This window comes from Anabaena sp. TISTR 8404 (assembly GCF_056847745.1).
This window is the reverse complement of record NZ_CP180578.1, coordinates 159,653-184,292: the sequence shown is the minus strand read 5'-3', so window position 1 is coordinate 184,292 and position 24,640 is coordinate 159,653. Positions and strand designations below refer to the sequence as shown.

Below are 24,640 nucleotides of genomic sequence, written 5' to 3'. Positions count from 1 at the left end.
GGATGTATCAGCCTGTTATTTCCTACAAAGTAGTTGAGGTAGCAAAAGCTAATGGGAAAAGAAATTTCATCTTTAGCAAAGGTGTTGAAACGGCGTAGTATACCTGCCATAACTACATTTACTTCAGTCATTGGTGGGTCAGTTGTCTACTTGGCTGTTGCCCCAAGATTGTATGAAACTTCCGGGCGGCTAATACTAGACGAAAAACAAGTAAGCGTCTCTCAATTAGGACGTGACCTTAGCCAAGTGCCTTTAACTACACCTGGAGGTTCTAACCCACTAGCTACGCAAGCAGAATTAATTAAGTCGCAACAGGTTTTGCAAAAAGCGATCGCACAAATTTCTCCTCCAGAAAGCATCTCAACCGGCGAACTGAGTGCGAATTTGAAAGTCAAAATTATTCCAGCAACCAACATTCTGGAACTAAGCTACCGCTCGCCAGATCCTGTTTTAGCTGCCAAGGTTCTGAATGCTGTGTCAGAAACAATGGTCAAGGAAAGTGCGGATACAATTAGTTCCGAAGCTCGTTCTGTGAGGCAATTTTTAGAAGTTGAAGTTCCCAAACAGCGATCGCGGCTGAAAATAGCAGAAGCATCTGAAAATATCTACAGAAAAAAAAGTGGTATTGTCTCTATAGAAGAACAAACAAAAACTTTAGTAGAAAGCCTAGCAACAGTCGAAAATCAAGAGCGGACTCTTGTAGGTGAACTGCAACAAACTTTGTCTCGTATTGCTAACTTAGAACAAATTACCAAAGCTGGCAATCTCAACAATGCTTATTCAGCAGTACGTGGTGGTGGGGATGAAGAACTGAGAAATTTACGGGCTAAATTGGCAGATTTAGAAGCACAGGTAGTTGAAGCTCGTGTGCGTTTTACCGAGAATCATCCTAGCTTGCTCAACTTGATCGAACGACGGGATGTCTTACGTCAGTTGTATCTACAAAAACTGGCTCTGGTTTCACCTAATAATAGGGCGATCGCACCAGAAAAAGTCGCTAATGATCAGCTTTCCCAGAACTTGACATCTCAACTGATTACCCAAAAAATCGAGCGATCGGCCTTGGAAAATAAACTCAAGACTGTTCAAGTCCAGCGTGCTAAACTCCAGGCTAATCTAGTACAACTGCCAATTAGACAAGAAACTCTCAACACTCTAGTTCGCCAACGACAAGAAGCGGCAGATTCTCTGAAATTACTACAAAGCAAATTGGAAGAAGCACGGATCGCTGAGGCTCAACTAGTCAGTAATATCCGTATTATTGCTAAAGCGACAGTACCTGATACACCTGCATCACCCAAGCAGTCAGTAGTACTAGTAATTGCTAGTTTCTTTGGGATGATTTTAGCCGTTGGGGTTGTGTTGTTATTGGAGGTGTTGGATAACACCTTGAGAGATGCGTCGCAGGCAGAAGAGTTACTCAAGTTGCCATTGCTAGGAGTATTGCCACGTCTGACAGCTACCACCCTGAAGCTAGATTCCGTAGACAGTTTCTTAAATGATGCGGGTTTGGTTGAGCCTTATCGAATGCTTCTCAAGACCCTAGAATTTCGCTGCCGTGAGAACTTGCGACTGATAGTTGTTAGTAGCGCCCTCTCTGGTGAAGGTAAATCAATTGTCGTTTCACACCTAGCTACTGTCTCTGCTATGTTGTCACGCCGCACATTGATTATTGATGCCGACTTGCATAAACCAATACAACATCAATTATTTGATTTAACTGCAACACCAGGAATCAGCGAGGTTCTAGAAAAAAATCAATCTCTACTGGAAGTGATACGCCCAACAGCAATTGAAAATCTTTCAATTTTAACTTGTGGTGAATTACACCAACATCCTTCTCAGTTGCTAGAGTCTACAGCCATGAAATCCTTAATGGCAGAAGCCGCCGCACATTTTGATTTAGTAATTATAGATACTGCACCTTTATGTGCAAGCATTGATGCTGCTACATTGACTCAGCAAAGCCACGGAATGGTTTTGGTCACCCGTCCCAACTTGACTCGTAAGGAGGTTCTGCAAAAGACAGTATCAGAATTAACTGAAAATGGCATACCCATATTGGGAGGCGTGGTGAATGACATGACTACTGATGTGGAAAAATATTACCGCCATTCCGTTTATACATACCAATCTGAAAGACGTTTGACCACTCAAAAAGTGTCTCACACTTCTAGCGATCGCTTGGAGTCGGAAGATGTTAAATAATCAAAGCACAAATCGCTCTGTGGCTTTAGCAATCTTGTTTGGGTTGGCAGGTATAGGGGCTGCTATATTTGCAGGATTCTTGGCAGGAACTAGCCCCAAGCTATTGGGTTTAGCCATAGTTGCAGTCGGGATGATTTACTACTTCTTTACCAAGTTTGAGCAAACCGTATTGGGACTACTAATATTGCGTAGTTCTTTGGATGTCTTCTCAGATCAACAGATACCAGCCGCCTTTGCTATTGGGCTAGATGCTCTGACTTTGTTGTATGTAATAGTTTCGTTGTTGACAGGACGCATTGTCCGCACAGATAAATTTTGGTGGTTCTTTGCTGGCTGGGTCACATTACAAGGGCTATGGCTAATACTATTACCTTTAGGTGGGTTAGCGTTAGAGCCTTCACTTACATCAAACGCATTATTAGTTGGTATGCGTGAGTGGGTACGCCTATTCTCCTGGCTGATGGCTTATCTATTAGTAATGCAACTTCAGGAGCGGATTCCTCCTGAAAAAATGATTGCAACTTTGTTCTTCAGTCTGGTCATACCACTGACAATAGCATTAATCCAGGTATTGATACCTCCTTCGCTTCTTCCCCCTTTTCTTGTGTTTGACACTCATGGGCAATTTGAAGTGGGTTCTCGGATTAATGGTACTCTCGGTCATCCAGCTACCTTTGCATCATTCTTATTGCTATTTATTGGCTTAACTTGTTGGCAAATAGGACGGACATACCAACGTTTGCCGTGGATACTACTGCTGGCTACACTTGCTTTTTTCATAGTTAGCACTAAGGCTCTAACTATTTTATTCATGCTATTGGTTTTTTTACTAGTGTTAATTATTCCTAAATTGAACTTACTCAATTTACTCACCGGCATATTACTCTTTGTAGTAATAATCAGCTTATTCACTAGTACTGAATTTGGACAAGAGCGTTTAAATTCTATCTTAGCAACTCCACTTTTGAATCCAGACATTGATATATCACGGGCTATTTTATTGTCAAATTCAGATGGAAACAGTTTTAATTGGCGGATTGCTCAATGGACTTTCTTACTGCAAGCTTGGCAAAATTCACCAATTTTTGGTTACGGTTTGGGTACTACTCCTTACTTAACTGTATTTACTGGCTATTATGCACACAACGATTATATTCGTGCCTTAGCTGAAGGAGGAATAGTTGGTTTAGGAGCTTTTATCACATTTCTTGGGGCGCAGTTTGTTCGTCTTGCTCAGTTAATGCGGTCTTCACCTCCCAAAAGCTCTCAGCGAGATCTCTGCTTAACCCTGATGGCTATTTTGTCTGGACTACTCGTGGGAATGTGTACAGACAACATATTGACTCACACCACTCTCTTCTTCTATTGGTGGCTTTTATTGGCAGTAGCTGGTTGGAACTGGAATGAACGACAGCCTGAAGAAGGTCTACTTTAATGCCATTTATCTTGTAACTTAATAGGTTCACTGTTTGAGGAGTTAATCAATGATTTCACAGCAAATTTATACAGATGGCGAATATCTACAGAACAATCCAAATTGGCACGTCGAAGATTCACCTTGGAAATCACAGCAAATTATCAAAATTATCACGCAGAATAAACTTTCACCAAACACAATATGCGAAGTAGGATGTGGTGCTGGAGGAATACTTCAGCAATTACAAAAAAACATGAGTAATGAGTGCAAGTTTTGGGGATATGATATTTCTCCACAAGCAATTGAGTTTTGTAAAATTCACTCTAATGAAAATCTTCAATTTGAAATAGCAGATATTACACAAAAAAATGCTGTTTTTTTTGATATGATTTTAGTAATTGATTTACTAGAGCATTTAGAAGACTACTTCAGTTTTTTGAGAAATATCAAATCTAAGAGTCAATATAAAATTTTTCACATACCCTTAGATATTTCAGTACAATCAGTCTTGCGCCAACATCCAATTATTGAATTAAGAAAATCCGTAGGACATATCCATTATTTTACAAAAGAAACTGCTTTAGAATTCTTGAAAGATTCTGGTTATGAATTGCTAGATTACTTCTATACTGCTGGATACGTTGAACTACCAGCTAAATCAATCAGAAATCATATCGCCAGAATACCAAGGAAAGTTTTTTATTCTATTCATCAGGATTTAGCTGTCCGTGTCCTTGGTGGTTATTCTCTAATGATATTAGCAAGGTAAATGATTTTATTTCATCAAACTTTTTTATTACAGGTTAATTGAGTTAAAATCTTGTCGAATGTTTTAACTCTTTTATCCATCAAAATTTATTTGCCTTTTCTAAAAAACAAGCATTGTTAAGACCAATAATTCTGAAAAATAGCATAGCTAGATAAATAAACTTCAATGACTAATTCTTTAAAATTTAAGAAAAAAATCACTCTCATCCAAGCTTTGCGCGGAGTGGCAGCACTTCTTGTAGTTTTGGCACATACGGATTTAATATTTAATCAGAATTTCCATCAAGATTTTTTGTTTTCTCTATTCAATTTTGGTGGTTCAGGTGTAGATTTGTTTTTTGTAATCAGCGGTTTCATTATCTTTTATAATCATCATCATGATATTGGTGATAAATCTAAAACTAAATTATTTTTTATCAAACGAATTATACGTATTTATCCCCTTTACTGGATAATTTTATCCACAAAATTAATTTCTTCTTTTTTATTTAATTACGATGTCGATACTAGTCAGCGTAATTTTGTCGAAATTGTTAAAGCTTTTCTTTTATTTCCTCAAGATAGAAATATACTTTCTAGTAGTTTTTTAGGAGTAAGTTGGACATTAAGCTTTGAGATGCTTTTTTATATTTTATTTGGGTTATCCATATGGTTTAAACCAAAGTTTTATTTTCTGATTATCATGTTTTGGTTGTGTGGAATAATTCTCAATTTTCTAGCTATAACTGATATCTCAAATAACTTGATTTTAGATTTTGTTTTTAATTTACACAATCTACAGTTTTTTTTAGGTTGTTTGACAGCTTATATATTTTTGAAAAGCGTCATAAAAAATGAAAAGAAAATAATTTTAAGTGCATTATTATTGTATGGTTTATCAATAGGAAATTTTTCCTACCTTTTGAAATATCAAGAATTACGAGTAATAGTTTTCGGAATAGTATCAGCATTATTAATTATAGGTTTGGTTAATTTAGAATTTAAAAATCAAATTAATATACACAATGCCTTTATTTATTTAGGTAATGCTTCCTATTCTATTTATTTAACTCACGGCTTTTTTATAAACAATATAACTAAATTTGTTTATTCAGTAAAACCTGATATTATTGAAAATATTATGGAAATAAACTTTTTGGGTTTAATAATTATTAGTATATCTTTAGTCTGTGGTTGTTTTATTTATAAATATTTGGAAAAGCCTTTAGTAGTAATTACAAAACTAATAGTAGCTAAAATAGAATAGTTTAATTGAAGATAAAAAGGAATATATAAAAGAAAATAAGCAATAAAGTAAAAATATGATGACACAACAATTTGTCGGCTGGAAGAATAATCAAAAAGAGAGCAGGAAGTCTCAAAAGACTTACAAAGTTGCCATAGTTCATCCCAGTGCAGGAGTTAATTGGAGTGGTGGTACAGAAAACTTTGCGATTGAGATTGCTCATCGCCTTGGTTCGGATTTTGAGATAGAACTACTCGCAGGATCTCCTTGCAGTCCTTTTTACTACCCGGCTGGTGGTATTACGCGTGTAAAGGCTCGTCAGATATTACAAAATCCTTTGATTAACTCAGCAATGAGTAAATTTTGTACCCATCCTGATATAGTCATTGAGCATTTAACTAGTTTTTTACCCTGTGCTTTGCGACTTTTAAAGCAGCCAGCTGATTTGATTTTTCCCTGCAATGACTATGGCGGTTTGGCAATGGCTGCTTTTGTCAGGAGACTGACTGGTACACCAATTCTATTCAAAGCACATACTGGCTTGACTAATGGTGGAAGCTCACTAGCGCGAAGTCTAAGATTTCGTCCAAATCATCTGGTTGTTTTCTCTCAAAAGATGGCGGAATTTGTTACAGGTTTACATCCAAATCAGGCTGTCACAATCATTCCCAACGGTGTAGATATGGGATGGTTTAAGCCAGAAGGTACTTATATTGATGTGGGGCTGAAAAAGCCTATAGCTTTGTGTGTTGCTAGTTTGAATCGTAGTGATCACAAACGAGTTGAATTGGCAATTCGCGCGATCGCCCGTTTGCCTGAAGTTAGTCTTTTACTTTGTGGAGATGGCCCTGATCACAATTATTTTCAAATGCTAGGTGAAGAATTACTGGGAATTAAGCGCTTTGTAATCAAGAAATTTCCTTTCCATCAAATGCCTGATGTCTATCGATGTGCAGATATATTTACCCTTCCTTCCATAGATGAACCATTCGGACAAGCCTACATACAAGCAATGGCTTGTGGTTTACCAGTAGTAGCAACTAATGATGAGATGCGGCGTTACATTGTTGCTGATGGTGGCATCTTATGCGATGTAACTGATGTAGATGCTTATGCTGCCACCATTGCAGAAGCTTTGAGTAGAAATTGGAAAATGCAGCCTAGACAGAATGCTATGCGTTTTAGCTGGGATATTGTTGCCCTACGCTATCGCGATTTAATCATGCAAATGATTAACCAATCTCAACAACTTGCTTTAAAGAGTTGAATATGCCAAAAGTTACTGTAGTTATTCCCGCATACAATGCTATGCAATTCCTTCCAGAAACGGTAGAAAGTGTTTTAGCGCAAACCTTTTCTGATTTGGAATTGCTAATTGTCAATGATGGCAGTTCAGACAATATTGTGCAATGGGCTAATAATATTACAGATGAGCGAGTCAAACTGATTTCACAGGAAAATCAGGGGGTTTCTGCTGCACGGAATACAGGTATCATGCAGTCAAACGGAGAGTATTTAGCGTTCTTAGATGCAGACGATTTGTGGAAACCAACTAAACTGGAAAAACAAATACGTCGTTTTGAGGAATATCCAGAAGCAGGTCTGGTCTATACTTGGACACATCTGGTTGATGCTTTTGGTAAGCCTATAAATAGAGTACTTGCATCCCGACTCGAAGGAAATGTCTGGAAGCAAATTCTCGTGGCTAACATGATTGGCAATGGTAGTTCAGCGATGGTTCGTCGGAGTTGCTTTGAAACAGTTGGACTGTTTGACCCAGAACTCTCAGGTGCAGCTGATCGAGATATGTGGATTCGGATTGCAGTTCATTACCCATTTGCAGTGGTCAAAGAACCATTAACTTTATGGCGACAGCACACAAATAGTATGTCTAAAAAGCGCCAGGAGATGGTAAAAGATTTACGCCGAACCATAGATAAAAACTTCCAATCAGTTTCTTTAGATTTGTTGTACTTGCAAAACCGAAGTTATAGCTACATGAACCTCTACCAAGCATGGAACTCAATAGATGAAGGAAATATTGAAGAAGCAATATCTTTCCGCCAGCAAGCTTACAGTAATTATCCACAAATATGCCTTACTAATAACTATATACGGCTCAGTCTAGCAATCTTATTAATACGTTTTTTTGGGCCAAATGGCTACGATGGAGTGCGAAGTGTAACCCGTTTTTTGCACGGGCAAATTTTAAATTTTTCACGATGATTTTTGTTGTATTCTCTCTACTTTTTAAAATGTATTGAAATCTAGAAAAATTATGAGTAATATTACAGTATGTAGTTATGAGTAGATCGATAAGTAAACTACCTCATCAAATACAACAAGCAGAATTAGGAACAACTAGATCTGTATACACATCTGAGAGCCGGATAAGGCATCCCTTTAAATTATTCAAAGAAATGTGGCGAGATTTATTAGCCTCGCGAGAATTAGCTTGGCGGCTTTTAGTCAGAGATATTAGCGCTCAATACCGTCAATCATTTTTAGGTATTTTTTGGGCATTTATTCCGCCAATAATTACGGCAGCAGGTTTCACTTTTGCTAAAAGTAATGGCGTTGTCAATATTGGTAATACAGAGTTACCGTATCCCGCCTATGTCATGTTCAGTATGACACTTTGGCAAACCTTCACAGAAGCACTAAACGGCCCACCCCAAGCAATCACAAATGCCAAGTCAATGCTGGCAAGAATTAACTTTCCTCGTGAAGCACTAATTCTTGCCAAATTAGGAGAAGTATTTTTTAACTTTGGCATCAAGCTCATATTAATTTTAGGATTATTTATCTGGTTTCAAATACCCGTAACTTGGAGCATAATTTTAGCACCAGTTGCATTAATTCATTTAGTGTTACTAGGAACATTTATCGGTTTATTGTTAGCCCCAATGGGTGCTTTATATCAAGATTTTTCTAGGGCATTAACCTTAATTACTGGATTTTGGTTGTTTCTTACCCCAGTAGTTTATCCAGTTCCTAGTAATGGAGTATTTGGCAGTATTGTGAAGCTAAATCCAGTTACACCTTTATTGGTAACAACGAGAGAATTAGCAACAACAGGCGTTATATCAGATCCGCAGGGTTTTTGGTTAGCGAGTTTAATGGCAATTTTAGGATTGCTATTAGCGTGGATTATCTATCGTCTAGCAATGCCCTTTGTAATTGAGAGGATTAGTTCATAATTATGACAATTATTAATCAAGAAGAAATAGCTACAAAGTCTCATAATAAAGAAAGTGATATTGTCCTTTCAGTCAAGGGAGTTTCTAAAAAGTTTTGTCGAGATTTAAAGCGGTCTTTGATGTATGGTGTTCAGGATATAACCTCGGAATTATTAGGGCTACGGGAAAAGAGTGATAAACTGCGAGAACAAGAATTTTGGGCGCTAAATAATGTCAGTTTTGAATTGCGTCGAGGAGAAGCATTAGGCTTAGTTGGTAAAAATGGTAGTGGAAAATCAACACTACTAAGGATTATTGCTGGTTTAATTAAACCTGATAGCGGTTGTGTAGAAGTTAATGGTCGAGTAGCACCATTAATTGCTTTGGGAGCAGGGTTTAATCCGATTTTGACAGGGCGAGAAAATATTTATGCCAATATGGCTATTTTAGGATTGTCTAAAAAAGAAATTAATGAGAGATTTGATGAAGTTATAGAGTTTGCAGAAATTGGAGATGCAATTGATGCACCTGTGCAGACTTACAGTTCTGGGATGGCAGCACGGTTAGGTTTTGCGAGTGCAATTCATACTGAACCCGATATTTTGTTAATTGATGAAGTTCTGGCTGTTGGAGATATGCGATTTCGAGCCAAATGCTATCGTCAGCTTGCAAAACTAAGGGAAAAGAAAACCTCATTTATTTTAGTTTCTCATGATCCTAATGCGATTCTAGCTGTTTGTGAATCAGCTATTTATCTGTCTCAGGGCGACATAACTTCAACAGGTGAAATTCATGAGGTGATGCGTAAGTATGAGGAAGGACTTTTCTCGAACGATGTTAGCTCCCAAACAGGATCGCTATTTCTAACTGAAAAAAATATAGATAAGAGTACAGGATTAGACATAATCTATGTCTATTTTAAAGATGAAAGTAATAAAATTCTTGAAACTCCTTTCAGTAGCAGCAGCATTTATTTATGTATCGGTATTAAAGCAAAAATGAATTTTAAGAAGGTTGATATTGTTATATTGGTGCATGACAAAGCAAGAGACGGAGAACGCATTCTTCGTTTAAGTAGTTCTAGTGATAGAAATTTGTTTGACTTTTCTCCTGGGCAGCATGAAATAAAACTTAAAATGCCGTTTCTTTGTTTGAAACCTGGATCATATGTGGCTAAAATTTACGTAACATTGCCTTTACTTTTTATGCTTGACATGGTTGAAGCCTTTCACTTTAAAGTTGATGGAATTGTAGATATGAGTGAATGTTCATTTTATCAACCTAGAAGTTGGCATTATGAAAGTTCAAGTATACGCCTTTAAAGCTGACAGACATCCAACAGATATTGCCAAAGGGAACATCAGTCATTCATAGATTTTAATAAAAATCATATTTTAATACTTTTTATCCATTGATTCCCTTTGAAAAAAAATGATGAAATGTGTTTATATACTTTTAAATTAACTGAGGTTATTACAATGAATCACAGTATAGTGAAATCAGTTATACGTGACTTGACACCTCCAGTATTTCGCCAAGCTTTAAATAAGTTAAGAAATAGGGAGAAAGTTAAAATAAATAATTCAGGAATGTTATCCAATACTTATCTGACTAATGAATTACAACGACTTTCAGTATTACCTCGCAGAGTTCCAACTAAGACTTCAATTTTTGGACATGAGCTTCTAACAGTTGATGCTGCGACAGTACTTCAGGTTTATAATTACTATTTTCAAAAGAGAAGTTGCGATTTTATTACTTCATTAAAAAAGCCCAGAATTATAGACTGTGGAGCTAATGTTGGAGCAACTGTTTTGTATTGGAAAAACATTTATCCTGATTCAGAAATTGTTGCATTTGAACCTGATCCAGAAATATTTAAGCTGCTAACTATTAATTGCAAAAACTTGTCCTCTGTGAAGCTTATTCAAGCTGGCTTATGGACTTTTGATGGTGAGCTTGAGTTCTTAGCTAATGGCGCTGATGGTGGTCATATTGCTGAATTTGCTGATGAAGTAACAAATGAAAAAGTGAAAATTGTTGTTCCTGTCAAGCGTCTTCGCAATTATCTACATGAGCCTTGCAGTATGTTAAAACTTGATATTGAAGGCGCTGAGACAAATGTTCTTCAAGATTGTGCAGACTTATTGCACAATGTTGAAAACATTTTTGTTGAACATCATTCATTTATTGACCAACCACAAAGACTAAGTGATTTTTTTGCTGTCTTGGAAAATGCAGGATTTAGAATACACATTCAAGGTGAAAATCCAGCAGAACAACCGTTTATCCATCGTCCTGTTTATAATGCTAAAGATCTGCGTATTGATGTTTTTGCATTTCGTTAGTAGCTTTAATATTTCACACATACATGAATTTAATCGCATTTGTATAAGGTGAATTTTATATTTACATAAAATTTGTAAAAAATAATATTTATACGTTTCTAATAACAATAAATATGCGTATTGGATTTGCTACGACAGAATATGTCACTGAAAAATATTTTAGTGGTGGTTTGGCGAACTATTTACATCGAGTAGCTAAAGCATTAGTTTCTTTAGGTCATGAGGTTCATATTGTAGTTCTTTCAGAAATTGCTCAAGGTGAATTTGAATATGAAGGTATTCAAATTCATCGCCTAACTTCAGGAAAAATACGACAAAGGCTAAATAAAGTAACTCGATACCGCCTTCCCCAAACAGCACAATGTTTGGACTTTAGCTTTCAGGTTTATCGCAAGCTTTTAGAATTACACAAGCAACAGCCTTTCGATATTGTTCAATTCCCTGATTGGGATGCGTGTGGTTTTGTATCAAGCCTTCTTTTGCCTATTCCACAAGTAACACGTATTTCTGCATATCGTCCGGTCTGGTATGAAAGCTTTAAGGAGCAGCGCAGTCACGATGATAGAATTGTAGAATACTTAGAGTGGCTACAGATGCGCCAGGTAAAGCATATATATGCACCAAGTTATACTCTTAAACAAATATTAGCCGAAAAAGCAAAAATAAATCATGTTCGGGTCATTCGTACACCTTTTTATTTAGAAACGACGGATTGGGATTTATCTGTTTTTAATAACTACTTACAAGGCAAAATATATCTACTATTCTTCGGTCGATTTCAACTCCATAAAGGATTTCATATATTAGCTCAAGCGCTACCTCAAGTCTTTAAGAAGTATCCAGACTGTCATGCTGTGTTTGTAGGGAAAGATGTATCATCTTCTCTGGCACCTTCCATGAAGAAATATGCTTTTTCATTGTGTAACCAGTATACAGACCGCCTCACATTTATAGATCAGATACGTCATACCCAGTTATATCCTGTCATCGCTGGAGCTAAGCTCGTTGTTTTACCCTCTTTGATTGATAACTTACCTAATGCTTGTTTAGAAGCTATGGCATTGGGTAAACCTATTATTGGGACAATTGGCGCTAGTTTTGACGAACTGCTAACTGAGGGAGAGACAGGCTTTCTCGTACCTGCGGGTGAAGTAAATGCACTAGCTACCAAAATAAATGAAGTATGGATGCACCCTAGTTTGAATGAAATTGGTCAAGCAGCAAAGTGGAAAGTTCAAGAATTGGCTATTGAAAATACAGTACAAGAACTCTTAAGATACTATGAAAATGTGATTAAAAAGATTAAATATGCTTAAATTTTATGAGGTAATAATCAATGCCTAAAATTACAGTTTTAATGCCAGTTTATAATGGAGAATTCTACCTTCGGGAATCGATAGATAGTATTCTTGGCCAAACCTTCCAAGACTTTGAGTTATTAATTATTAATGACGGCTCTACAGATAGCACGCGAGAAATTATTTGTTCCTATAACGATCTACGTATCCGGTTGATAGATAACGAGTACAACCTTGGCTTAACGCGAAGCCTAAATAAGGGACTGAAATTAGCTGAAGGTGAATTTATTGCTCGTCAAGATGCAGATGACATTTCAGAACCTGAAAGGTTAACCAAGCAAGTTGCTTTTCTGGAAACACACCCCGACGTAGCATTAGTAGGTACATGGTATAAAGATATTGATCCACAAGGAAACTTAATTGGAAAGCGCAGTTTACCCTGTAACAGCACACAAATTCGTTGGGAAATTTTGTTTTATTGTCCTTTTGTACACAGTGCTGTAATGTTTCGTAAATACACTATTACGGAGCAGATAGGGTTATATAATGAAGCTTATTCTTATGCTCAAGATTATGATTTGTGGTGGAGAATCGTCCGCAGCTTAAAAGTGGCAAACCTAGATGAATATCTAGTGAATTTGCGGATAAATCCTTCATCGATGACAGCTACTTATGGAAATATAGTAGATGATGAACCACTGCAAATCAAGGCTACTAATATAGGATATTTACTTGAATGGGAAGCATATGATACATGGAATGATAGTGTATTCCTTCAAGAAATGACTTCGTTATGCCTTGGTGAGTTAGAGGAGCTAAAGAATCTGAATATACAACAAATTAATCAAGTTATAAAACAAATATTTCATTTACATCATGCTTTTTGCAATTACTACAAACTTGATCGGGCAGAATCTAAAAAACATTTTAATAAAGTTTTGCGCCATTTTAGCTATCAGCTATTAAAGCTAAATTACTACTTTTTTAAAAAAAATAAATACACCGCTTTGCAGCTTTTTAATAGAGCTTGTAGTCTGAAATTATTCATTTTGCTAAATAATAAGATAACTATGAATTTTCAAAAAAAATACAAAGATTTGTTAAAATCTATCCATAAACATTATAATTTGCAATTATTAAAAAATTTATTTCTGAATCATCAACACAATCCAGAAATAGAAAAAGTTAACTATCATACATCTTTACCCAGTTGTGCTGAGAGTTACTTACAGCCAAACAACGAAAGGCTTAAAGATTTAAAGAGGAAATATTCGCAAGTAGATTCTGCTGTTGTAAAATCTCTAATTTGGACAGATGATTATATAAAGCCTGAGGAAATAAAATATTTCCGAGGCGATAATGGCTACATTTGGCAAATTTTAGATGGTAATTTAGAAATTAATTATGTTTTAACTACATATTATATTAAAACAATAGACTGCTTGCATCTTTTAGATAAGCTGGAAGAAGATAACCAATTTGGTGTTTTGACTTATTCAGTAGATGACAAAATAGTCAGCCGTGATCTCTTAGATTCTATCCTTGAAATATATTTCCTAGAAAAGGAATTAAATATTTCAAAATTCCCTAATTTAAATATATTGGATATAGGTGCAGGTTATGGCAGATTAGCACACCGTATGACAAAAGCTTTGCCAAATATAAATAATTATTTTTGTACAGATGCTGTACCAGTATCAACTTTTATTTGTGAATACTATATTCGTTTTCGCAGTCTTCAAGAAAAAGCGAAAGTTATTCCTCTTTATGAAGTAGAAAATACTCTCTTAACTCAGCCTATCGATTTAGCTATAAATGTTCATAGCTTCTCAGAATGTACTATTTCAGCTATTAAATGGTGGATAAATATTTTAAGAAAAATACAGGTTAGATATATTATGATAGTTCCTAATGTTATAAAAGATGGAGGTCGTGAACTATTGACAAATGATGGTCAAGACTTCCTTCAGATACTTGAAATGCAAGGATATAAATTAATTGCAAAGTCACTAAAATATAGAGATGTAAATGTGCAAAAATATGGTTTAAGTCCTACATCCTATTACCTTTTTGAAATGCTGTAAACTTGCAAATTTTTATTTTAGCAAGCATAAAAAATAGATTTCTTAAAATTTATATTGGAATAATAAATGTTAAAAATTTGAATGTGTATGAAAAATATTCCAATTATTTATTATCTCAATAAAGCTTGAAATCAAATGAGTAATAAGTTATTGATTTCCATTATTACCCCATTCTTCAATACCGAAAATTTCTTACAAGAAGCAATAGAGAGCGTAATTTATCAAACTTATGAAAATTGGGAGCTTTTATTAATAGATGATGGCTCTACTGATAACAGTACTACAGTTGCTCAAGAATATGTCGCAAAATATCCTGATAAAATTCGCTATTTAGAACACGATAAGCATCAGAATAGAGGTAAAAGTACTTCACGTAACCTAGGCATAAATTATGCTAAAGGAGAATATATTTGTTTTCTAGATGCTGATGATGTTTTCTTGCCACTCAAGCTAGAAAAACAGTTAGCAATTTTAGCGGCTTATCCAGAGGCTGCTATGGTTTATGGTAGTACCTTGTATTGGCATAGCTGGACAGGCAATCCTGAAGCTCGTCAACGAGACTATATGCCAGAACTAGGTATTCAGTCCAATAGGTTGGTTCAGCCTCCATCATTGCTAAAACTTTTGCTCGGACATGGGGGAGCTGTTCCTTGCATCTGTAGTTTTTTAGTGAAGCGTAAGTTTGTCGAAAAGATTGGTGGATTTGAAGAAAGTATTCAGAACCTCTATGAAGATCAAGTCTTTTTAGCCAAAATCTTTCTTACAGTCCCTGTATTTGTTGAGGATGGATCCTGGGAAAAGTATCGGCAACGTTATGATTCTAGCTGGTATCTTTCAATGTACACAGGCGAAGATGAAAAGGCACACTTAATTTTTCTTAACTGGTTAGAGAAGTATTTGACTGAACAGAAAGTCGAAGATACAGAAGTCTGGCAGGCTCTTCAAAGACAGTTATGGGCTTATCACTATCCAATTTTGTCAAAACTAACAAAGCGTGTCCAACATTTTGTAGAGCAGATAAATTTTAATTTGATAAACCTAATTCTCATGAATAACAAACAATTGAAACAAATCGCACAACAAACATTACCATCACCTCTCCACCGTTGGTTAGGTTCTCAATTCCTTGGAGAGAAATATCGTCCACCAACGGGAATGCTAGATTTTGGCTCTCTGCGACGGTTAACTCCTATCAGTAGGGGGTTTGGTTATGACAGAGGTCTTCCCATCGATCGCTACTATATAGAGAATTTTCTTGAGCGTCAGGCTAAGGATGTGCAAGGACGAGTATTAGAGATTGGTGACGCATCATATACACGCCGATTTGGTGGTGATCGCGTTACTCAACGTGATGTACTACATATAGTAGAAGGAAACCCAGAGGCAACTATTATAGGTGACTTAACTAACGCCCATAATATTCCTTCAGATGCCTTCGATTGTTTTATTCTCACTCAGACAATTCATCTAATCTACGATCTGCGAACTGCCTTACAAACTATTTACCGTATTCTCAAACCTGGTGGAGTATTACTAGCAACCGTTCCTGGTATTAGCCAGAGGAGTGCTGACGTATGGGCTGATTACTGGTGCTGGAGTTTCACAACTCTATCAATGCAGCGATTGTTTGAAGAAGTTTTCCCAAAAACACATCTTGAAGTTGAAAGTTTTGGAAATGTGCTGGCTGCGATCGCTTTTTTGCATGGGGTAGCCACAGAAGAATTAACTCCAGAAGAACTGAATTATAGTGATCCTCAGTATCAAGTTTTAATCACAGTCAGATCTGTTAAACCTCAGTAACGCGATAACTATGCTTGCAAATAGGAAATTGCAGCGAGCTATTCAGCGAGTGAGGAAACTGTTTAAACCCAAGGGATTGATATTGATGTACCACCGGATAGCTGAGGTAGATACAGATCCTTGGTCGTTATGTGTAACACAGCACAACTTCGCTGAACATCTAGAAGTGTTGCAAAAATACTTCCAGCCTATTGGATTACAGGAATTAGCCCAAGTACATCGGGATGGAAATATTCCACATAAATCAGTAGCTATCACCTTTGACGATGGTTATGCTGATAATCTTCATCTTGCTAAACCACTGCTGGAGCAATACAACATTCCAGCAACAGTTTTTATCACTACTGGTCATTTGGGACGGAAACGAGAGTTTTGGTGGGACGAACTAGAGCGGTTATTGTTACAACCGGGAAGTCTACCTGAGAAACTTTCCCTGAGTGTTAAAAATACTAACCAGCAGTGGGAGTTAGGTGAAGCAGTCTATTACAGTGAAAAAGAATATCAACGCGATCGCCAAGTTAAAGCTTGGGAAGGTAAGCCAAACTCTAGACTGTTTTTCTATTACTCAGTTTGGCAGAGATTGCAACCTTTACCAGAACAAGAGCAACTAAAGGCACTAGATCAAATACTCACTTGGAGTAATACCAAACTAGAAATTCGCTCGAATTATCGCTCCCTTTTGCCAGAAGAAGTATGTGTTTTAGGGCAAGGAGAACTTGTGAAAATTGGCGCTCACACAGTTACACACCCATTTCTTTCTGCCCACTCAATCGCCTTTCAGCAAGAGGAAATTCAGCGCAGCAAAGCTTATTTAGAAGAGCTTTTAAACTACCCAGTAACGAGTTTTTCCTATCCATTTGGAAACTATACAGCCCAAACAGTTCGCCTAATTCAAGAAGCTGGGTTTACTTGCGGCTGCTCTACGATACCCGGTACAGTCTGGCAAGGTAGCGACTGTTTTCAGTTTCCTCGCTTTCAAGTCGAAAACTGGGATGGAGAAGAGTTTGTCAAGCGACTTCTGAGGTGGTTTAATGACTGAACAGATAAATAAAAAATCCTTAGTCTCTGCCATTATTATTTTTTTGAATGCTGAGAAGTTTATTGAAGAAGCGATAGAAAGCGTATTTGCTCAAACTTATGACAAATGGGAACTGTTGCTAGTAGATGACGGTTCTACTGATGGTAGCACAGCGATCGCCTTGCAATATGCCGAAAAGTATCCAGAAAAAGTCCGCTATCTAGAACATAAGCACCATCAAAACCTTGGTATGAGTGCAACGCGCAATGTGGGCATCCGTAATGCTAAAGGTGAATATATAGCCTTCTTAGATGCTGATGATGTTTGGTTACCGCAGAAACTAAAACGGCAACTAGCAATCATGGAATCTAATCCTCAAGCAAAAGTAGTTTTTGGCTCAACTCAGTTTTGGTACAGTTGGACGGGGAATCCTAAAGATAGCAAACGTGACTGCATTAGAGAACTTGGTATTCCGAGCAATGGTTTGTTCCATCCACCAAAACTGCTAGTACTTTTATTGCAAAAAAAAGTTAAAACACCGGCTACTTGTAGTGTATTGATCCGACGTGAATTATTTCAAGAGATTGGGGGATTTGAAGAGCGCTTTCGAGGTATGTATGAAGATCAAGCCTTTTTTGCTAAGGTTTATCTCAAAGCATCTATATTTGTAGAGACTAATTATTGGGATAGATATCGACAACATCCTGGTTCTAGTTGTTCTATTGCTAAAACAATAGGGCAATACCATCCTATTAAGACAAATCCCTCACACCTAGCATTCTTAAACTGGGTAGCGGAGTATTTATCTCAAGAAAATGTCAAGAATGCTGAAGTTTGGCAGGCTCTACAGAAAGGGTTGTGGCCATATCATCATCCGAGACTATACTTCCTTTTATACCCCTTCCAACGAATTAAATCTAGATTATATCGTATAGAGCGGAAAATTCTGCCCTTTCTCGCCCGTCAGTAAGTACGGACTTAATCAATACCTCTGCTTGCACTCATAGAAAATAGGAGTAATGCAGAGATGGACTTAGGTTTATCTCCAATCTTGATGAAAATATTTGTTTTTAAACTAACAACTTGCAAAAAATTATGCATTTTATTGTCACTGGTGGAGCCGGCTTTATCGGCTCTCATCTGACAGAACAGCTTTTGTCAGATGGTCATGATGTCACAGTAGTTGATAACCTATCGACAGGTAATTTGCAAAACTTACCTAAGCATCCTCAACTCAAACTACTAATAAAAGATATATCCAAATGCCAACCACAGGATTTTACTGAGCCGATTGATGGAATTGCCCATCTAGCAGCTACTCCGTCGGTGACGCAATCTTGGCTGCAACCATTAAAGGCACATCACAATAATCTTTCTGCAACCATCGCTGTATTTCAACTTTGCCAAGCCTTAAACATTCCCAGACTAGTTTTTGCCAGTTCAGCAGCTGTATATGGCAATCCAACGCAACTACCAATTTCCGAAAATCAACTAACTTATCCCATTTCTCCTTATGGCTTACAAAAACTGGTGTGCGAACAATATGCCAAATTATTTGCCAAACAATTAGGTTTTTCATTTGTAGGATTACGCCTTTTTAATGTATTTGGCCCTAGACAGCAACCTAATTCTCCATACTCTGGTGTAATTTCAATTTTTGTAGATGCTATGCAGCAAGGTCTACCTTTAACTATTTATGGAGATGGGACTCAAACACGAGATTTTATATATGTTAAAGATGTGGCAAATGGATTTGCAAAAGCTTTAACTACTCCTCTAAAACCAGGTTCTTCTTTAATTTGTAATTTGGGTAATGGAAAAAATATATCTCTGATTGAGTTAGTTGATATTCTCAAAACTTGTTTTCCTCAGCACTCATCAGTAACTAATTTTATGCCTGCCCGTCCAGGAGATATTCAGCATTCACATGCTGATATCTCAAATGCGTTTTTAATGTTAGGTTTTACGCCTCAGTGGTCGCTAAAATCAGGTCTACAGACTTTAATTGACCAAGATATAAAGTTTTATCCCTTTGCTTGCCCAGCTTAATGACTTTTAAAACTGATTTACAGAAATTGTAATCAACCACTACGCTCTTAGACGTCTTGAGAAAAGCCTTCAATTAGTGGGGAGACGCGCATCGTTGCGAAAATCTAATTACGGATGTAGTTGATTACTACAAGACCATACCTCACCTGTAGTAAGCAAATTATAGGGATGAGACTTAGCCCAAGCTCCACCAAAGACCTGGATCGGAGCATAATTGCGAATTGCGACTATTGAAGTCCGTGGTCAGCGTTTTGACTATGTTCCTCACTCCAGCCGCCTCAAGTCGGGAAAACCGTGTTGTAGCAAGTGGCGTAGAGGCTTCAAAAGCTTACTTTTTCGTGAATAATTAATTCTCTTCAAGCCATTTACTACAAAAAGAGTAAGGGAGAGGCGGCCGCAGTCCGCCTCTCCCTTACTCTTTTCCCATCGGAATGATTATTATTCTTATACACTGTATATTTTATTTTCTAGAAGTCCCTTAATAGTGATGAGGGTACAGACGTGTAATGGTTTTGCTCATAGAAAATTATTGAATGCGAGCGCCTGTATCTCTGCAATCATTTGATGTTCTTAAATCACTTCACATTAAATTTAGACTTAAGTAATATTACTGTATTATATATATTACTTATGAGTACTATTTGACATAGTATAAGAACATAACATTATATAAAGCAGAACACAAGTTACAGAGGCATAAATATCAAATAAATCCAAAAAATGTAAAACTTCAATAAAGATACTTAGAAATTAGCAATTTTTTTTTCTACTGACACTAAGATTTACCAAGTAAATAGAAAAACTTCTATGTTTCAAAAACTACTATTTTTACTGAGCAAAGCAACTCTGTGATTATAAAGATACGATACCGTCTAAGTAAACAAAACTGTAAGAATTACGTATTTACTTGCTAAATTATACATGCGTTTTTAACAAAATTTATTTAACATAAAAAAATCAGGTCGTATTATGAGTCATCAAAGTACTACTACCAAGCATGTAACTTATTACAATAATTTGCGTAATTCTGCCTTAGATTTACGTGCTTCTGCATTCTTGAAGCTTAGCAAAGGGTCTTGGTGGCTGCGGATACTAACATTAGTACTAGTAGATTGCTTTGCTTTGTTTTTATCATGGACATTAGCACAATATCATATTTTACCTGTAAATGCTGCTGGCTACGCAAAAAACTATTACATACCTCAGGTAATTTTGATACAAATAGGAGTATTAGTTCTCCAAGGTACATATCAATCAGGGCGGCAACGTTGTGATTATTTTAATATTATTAAAAGCCTAACTTTTGCCCACGGATTAATATTACTGGTTAGTGTTTTATATCAACCAATTATAGAATCTGCTAAGCAGACATTAATTATATCTTGGTTGCTGAGTACAACTTTAGTAATCACTGGTAGATCACTCATTGAATTATCTCTTAAATATTTGCGTCAGCGAAAAATACTAGGTTGTAACTCCGTTTTTATAATTTGCGAACCTGAGCATTATGAACAAGTTAGTAAATTTATCAAAAACGAAAAACGTTACATAATTCGTGGTAATGATACAGCTAAATCATTAGACAGATATAATCGTGAAGCAACTTTGGAAAGACTAAACCGACTGGGAATAACAGAAGTTTTTATAGCTTGGGATGCTATAAAAAATAGAATGTTTTTATGCTGGCTATTTCAAGCATCGGGCATAACAGTAAACATTCTGCCCATGCAATTAAAACCAATACACAGACAAGTGTACATTCAAAAAGTTGGCGGAATGCCCTGTTTAAGTGTTAGTTGTCCAACAATTATTGGTAGAGACTTCTGGTTAAAGCGGATTTTTGACTTCTGTTTTACTGCTTTGTTTTTAATACTTACCTCCCCAATTTATCTAGCGATCGCCATTGCCATCAAACTAGATTCTCCAGGGCCAGTATTTTATAAGCAAACCCGTATTGGTCTACGTGGACGGCCATTCCAGGTATGGAAATTTCGGACAATGAGACCTGATGCTGATAAACTTCAAAAAGAATTAGAAGCTTTAAACGAAACCAAAGATGGCATAATTTTCAAAATCAAAGATGATCCTCGCATTACCAGAATAGGAAAATTTCTCCGCCGTTACAGCTTGGATGAGTTACCACAACTGTTTAACGTTTTGTTAGGAGAAATGAGTCTTGTTGGCCCTCGTCCACTGCCGACTAGAGATGTAGAAAAATTTTTAGACCATCATTTTTTGCGTCAAGAAGTATTACCTGGTGTTACAGGTCTTTGGCAAGTCTCAGGACGGTCAAACATCTTAGATTTTGAACAAGTAATCAATCTGGATATGAACTACATTGAAAATTGGTCACTAAAATTAGATTTTGAAATTCTATTTAGAACAGTTAAAGTTGTTTTGAAAAAAGAGGGCGCGTACTAAAAGCAAAATTACATTCATTTTTACTAGAAAATTTAACTGCTTAAATTCAAGATTTGACCAATTTTCATCAGGGTAATAGATAGGAAATTGTAATGAAAAATCAAGTAATTGTTATTGGTCTGGACGCTGGCGATCCTTGGTTATTAGAAAAATGGATGAATCAAGGACACCTGAAAACGTTCAGTTACTTACGTGAACAGGGAATATACGGCCGCTTAAATAATACAGTTGAATATTGTGGTAAACAAGAAGAACTGACCTCAACAGAAGCATTATGGCCTGCATTCATTACTGGCCGCAAAGCCGATAAAACAGGATACTGGGATATCGTGAAATACTATCCCCATCGTTACGAAATCTCCTGTGAACTTTGCGATAGCGGGTATGACTATGAAAAACATCCGCCCTTCTATGCCTTGGGAGATAAATACAAGGTAGCAGTCTTCGATCAACCTTACACAAATATTAGCGATCGCGTTAATGGCGTGCAAATTTTGGGCTGGGGAGGAACTTACCCTTATACCCCTAATGCTTCTCAACCTTCCGCGATCCTTCCAGAAATTATTCAAAAGCATGGCAAAAATCCCATTCTTTACAATGACAATGGAATTTGGTGGGATAAAGCTTACATTGACTGGGAAAAGCAAGCACTAAAGCAAAGTATTGCAGGCCGTTCTGCAATCTGCCGTGATTTATTGCGTCGTGAATCTTGGGACTTGTTTTTAACAAATTTCAACGAAACACACACAGCAGGTCACGACCTTTATGCCTTCAGTGACCCTGAACATCCATTGTATGAGCATCTAACCAAGGGCAACAATGATCCCGACCCACTCTTAGAAACTTACAAAGACATTGACCGAGCCATAGGCGAAATTTTAACTGAAGTTGCCGATAATGCTTACGTCTTATGTTTCTCACCGCATGGTATGGGACTTAACTTTAGCGATTTGTTAAGTCAAACTTTTCTACCAGAAATACTCTATCGTTATAGTTTCCCAGGAAAAGTGGCGATCGCTCCAGGTCAAGTAGGAACTACCCCACCACCAGTAATTACTAATCCTGTCAGAAATACTTGGGCTGGAAATGTTTGGGTTAATTTATCTGAGCCTAATCCCATCGTTAAATTATTCAAAACCTGGACTCATAAAACATTTCTCAAATCTAGTCAGTTTGGTTTACGTTCTCCTTACTCAGATGAAGCGCAAAACATCGCAATGGGCTGGATGCCAGTCATGTGGTTCCAACCCCTTTGGCCACAAATGAAAGCCTTTGCCCTCCCTGGCTTTGCTGACGGACACATCCGCATTAATCTCAAAGGCAGAGAACGAGATGGCATCGTCACTGCTGATGAATACACAACAGTTTGCGATGAAATCTCACAAATTCTTTATCGCCTCAAAGATGCTCGTACAGGCAAGCATCTTGTTAAAAAAGTTATCCGTACCCGTAGATCAGCTACCGACAACGATCCCACACTCCCAGATTCCGATCTCGTTGTTTTGTGGAACGAACAAATCACAGATGTTGTTGACAGCCCTGACTTAGGTAGAATCGGCCCCATCCCCTACTTCCGAGCAGGTTCACATTGGGAACGAGGATTTTTACTAGCCAAAGGCCCTGGCATTAACCCTAACTCCGAGTTGACAAACGCTGAAGTTGTAGATCTACCGCCAACAATTTTGGGTTTAATGGGTGCGCCAATTCCTGCACACTTTGATGGCAAGCCCCTAGTTACCGCCTCAGTTTCTCAGATTAGTTAATACCAGTGAAAGTTAGCCTGAAATACTTGCAAGATTTATATTTCAAGAAACACACAAACTAATTTGAGATATATGGAAACCAAACAACTGAGTAATAAAGAAGTGCCGATTAGTGGAATTGGACTTGGTACAATGCCAATGTCCTTGAGTGGTAGGCCTCCTGAATCGCAAGCAATTGAAACAATCCATCATGCCTTAAAGCTTGGTATTACACTCCTTGATACTGCCGATTCCTACTGTTTGGATGAGTCAGACAAACATCACAACGAACGACTCATCTGCAAAGCTTTGCAACAGTATGATGGCGATACTAGCCAAATCTTCACAATTACCAAGGGTGGGTTGATGCGACCTAATGGTGAGTGGGTTCCTAACGGTAATCCTAATCATTTGCGGCAGACCATTCAGGAAAGTTTTACAGCATTGGGTGGAGAAAAACCCATTGATTTGTGGCTGTACCACAGCCCCGATCCTAACTACTCCATCAAAGAATCCTTGACACCTGCAAAAGAAGCCGTAGCCGCAGGACTAATTCGGTTTGTTGGTGTTTCCAATTTTTCCGTCAACCAAATCAAGCAAGCTCGTGAAGTCGTTGATATTGTAGCAGTTGAGAACCAGTACCATCTCTGGCATCGCAACCCTGAATTTGATGGGGTACTGGAATACTGCGAACAAGAAGCACTCACTTTTCTCGCCTGGAGTCCTCTAGGTGGAGTTGGCGGTAAACGTCGGACTAGTAATTTAGATGCCATCCCAGTCGTAACTGAACTAGCCGCAGCTAAAGGTGTATCAATTTACTGTATTCTTCTGGCTTGGCTGCGAGCAAAATCACCTGTTGTCGTGCCTGTTGTGGGAGCGAGAAAGCCTGCCAGTATTGAAGACTCGGCGAACTCAGTAGCTGTGCAACTATCAGATACAGAAGTTAAACAAATTGATAACTCTGTTTCTTCCACAACCAGCATAGCTCGCAAAGGGTTGAACTGGGTGAAGCGGCAATTAGAAAGGCTACCCCTGCCACGCTGAGCTATATATTCATGAACTAACCAAGATTTAGCTGGTAAC

Annotated in this window: 18 protein-coding genes; all 18 read left to right on the top strand. The window is 37.3% G+C overall.

What is annotated here, in order from left to right; all coding sequences use genetic code 11:
* Positions 1 to 51 precede the first annotated feature (51 nt).
* The 18 genes from ACMX3D_RS00880 to ACMX3D_RS00795 all read left to right on the top strand — a co-directional run bounded on the left by ACMX3D_RS00880 (position 52) and on the right by ACMX3D_RS00795 (position 24,601).
* Entirely contained in the window at positions 52 to 2,208 is a 2,157-nt protein-coding gene (locus ACMX3D_RS00880; protein WP_482749618.1) for a GumC family protein, read from the top strand.
* Positions 2,198 to 3,643, top strand: a complete 1,446-nt coding sequence (locus ACMX3D_RS00875) for an O-antigen ligase family protein (RefSeq protein ID WP_482749617.1) — start codon at positions 2,198 to 2,200, stop codon at positions 3,641 to 3,643. Before ACMX3D_RS00880 ends, ACMX3D_RS00875 begins: the two co-directional genes overlap by 11 nt.
* A gap of 49 nt (positions 3,644 to 3,692) precedes the next feature.
* Positions 3,693 to 4,394: a class I SAM-dependent methyltransferase gene (locus ACMX3D_RS00870; protein ID WP_482749616.1), complete on the top strand. Its 702-nt coding sequence runs from the start codon at positions 3,693 to 3,695 to the stop codon at positions 4,392 to 4,394.
* 165 nt (positions 4,395 to 4,559) lie between these two features.
* The gene (locus ACMX3D_RS00865; protein ID WP_482749615.1) at positions 4,560 to 5,639 is read left to right on the top strand and encodes an acyltransferase family protein; all 1,080 of its coding nucleotides are present in this window, start codon (positions 4,560 to 4,562) and stop codon (positions 5,637 to 5,639) included.
* 55 nt (positions 5,640 to 5,694) lie between these two features.
* The gene (locus tag ACMX3D_RS00860; protein ID WP_482749614.1) at positions 5,695 to 6,885 is read left to right on the top strand and encodes a glycosyltransferase; all 1,191 of its coding nucleotides are present in this window, start codon (positions 5,695 to 5,697) and stop codon (positions 6,883 to 6,885) included.
* A gap of 2 nt (positions 6,886 to 6,887) precedes the next feature.
* Entirely contained in the window at positions 6,888 to 7,844 is a 957-nt protein-coding gene (locus tag ACMX3D_RS00855) for a glycosyltransferase family 2 protein (RefSeq protein ID WP_482749613.1), read from the top strand.
* A gap of 77 nt (positions 7,845 to 7,921) precedes the next feature.
* On the top strand, positions 7,922 to 8,818 hold the full coding sequence (locus ACMX3D_RS00850; RefSeq protein WP_482749612.1) for an ABC transporter permease: 897 nt from the start codon (positions 7,922 to 7,924) through the stop codon (positions 8,816 to 8,818).
* 2 nt (positions 8,819 to 8,820) lie between these two features.
* Complete coding sequence (locus tag ACMX3D_RS00845; RefSeq protein WP_482749611.1) at positions 8,821 to 10,119, top strand: ABC transporter ATP-binding protein; 1,299 nt, start codon at positions 8,821 to 8,823, stop codon at positions 10,117 to 10,119.
* 99 nt (positions 10,120 to 10,218) lie between these two features.
* Positions 10,219 to 11,145: an FkbM family methyltransferase gene (locus tag ACMX3D_RS00840; RefSeq protein WP_482749610.1), complete on the top strand. Its 927-nt coding sequence runs from the start codon at positions 10,219 to 10,221 to the stop codon at positions 11,143 to 11,145.
* Between the two features lie 113 nt (positions 11,146 to 11,258).
* Positions 11,259 to 12,461 carry a glycosyltransferase family 4 protein gene (locus tag ACMX3D_RS00835; RefSeq protein WP_482749609.1) on the top strand — a complete coding sequence of 401 codons (1,203 nt, stop codon included), beginning with the start codon at positions 11,259 to 11,261 and terminating at the stop codon, positions 12,459 to 12,461.
* A 20-nt stretch (positions 12,462 to 12,481) separates the two neighbouring features.
* Complete coding sequence (locus ACMX3D_RS00830) at positions 12,482 to 14,527, top strand: putative sugar O-methyltransferase (protein WP_482749608.1); 2,046 nt, start codon at positions 12,482 to 12,484, stop codon at positions 14,525 to 14,527.
* A gap of 135 nt (positions 14,528 to 14,662) precedes the next feature.
* Complete coding sequence (locus tag ACMX3D_RS00825) at positions 14,663 to 16,327, top strand: glycosyltransferase (RefSeq protein ID WP_482749607.1); 1,665 nt, start codon at positions 14,663 to 14,665, stop codon at positions 16,325 to 16,327.
* Between the two features lie 85 nt (positions 16,328 to 16,412).
* A complete protein-coding gene (locus ACMX3D_RS00820) occupies positions 16,413 to 17,366 on the top strand; it encodes a polysaccharide deacetylase family protein (RefSeq protein WP_482749606.1) in 954 nt (317 codons plus the stop codon).
* On the top strand, positions 17,359 to 18,315 hold the full coding sequence (locus ACMX3D_RS00815) for a glycosyltransferase family 2 protein (protein ID WP_482749605.1): 957 nt from the start codon (positions 17,359 to 17,361) through the stop codon (positions 18,313 to 18,315). The genes ACMX3D_RS00820 and ACMX3D_RS00815 overlap by 8 nt, the downstream gene beginning before the upstream one ends.
* 125 nt (positions 18,316 to 18,440) lie before the next feature.
* A complete protein-coding gene (locus ACMX3D_RS00810) occupies positions 18,441 to 19,394 on the top strand; it encodes an NAD-dependent epimerase/dehydratase family protein (protein WP_482749604.1) in 954 nt (317 codons plus the stop codon).
* 969 nt (positions 19,395 to 20,363) lie between these two features.
* Positions 20,364 to 21,815 carry a sugar transferase gene (locus ACMX3D_RS00805; protein WP_482749603.1) on the top strand — a complete coding sequence of 484 codons (1,452 nt, stop codon included), beginning with the start codon at positions 20,364 to 20,366 and terminating at the stop codon, positions 21,813 to 21,815.
* 92 nt (positions 21,816 to 21,907) lie between these two features.
* Complete coding sequence (locus ACMX3D_RS00800) at positions 21,908 to 23,578, top strand: alkaline phosphatase family protein (RefSeq protein ID WP_482749602.1); 1,671 nt, start codon at positions 21,908 to 21,910, stop codon at positions 23,576 to 23,578.
* 72 nt (positions 23,579 to 23,650) lie between these two features.
* Positions 23,651 to 24,601 carry an aldo/keto reductase gene (locus ACMX3D_RS00795; RefSeq protein ID WP_482749601.1) on the top strand — a complete coding sequence of 317 codons (951 nt, stop codon included), beginning with the start codon at positions 23,651 to 23,653 and terminating at the stop codon, positions 24,599 to 24,601.
* The last annotated feature ends 39 nt before the right edge of the window (positions 24,602 to 24,640 follow it).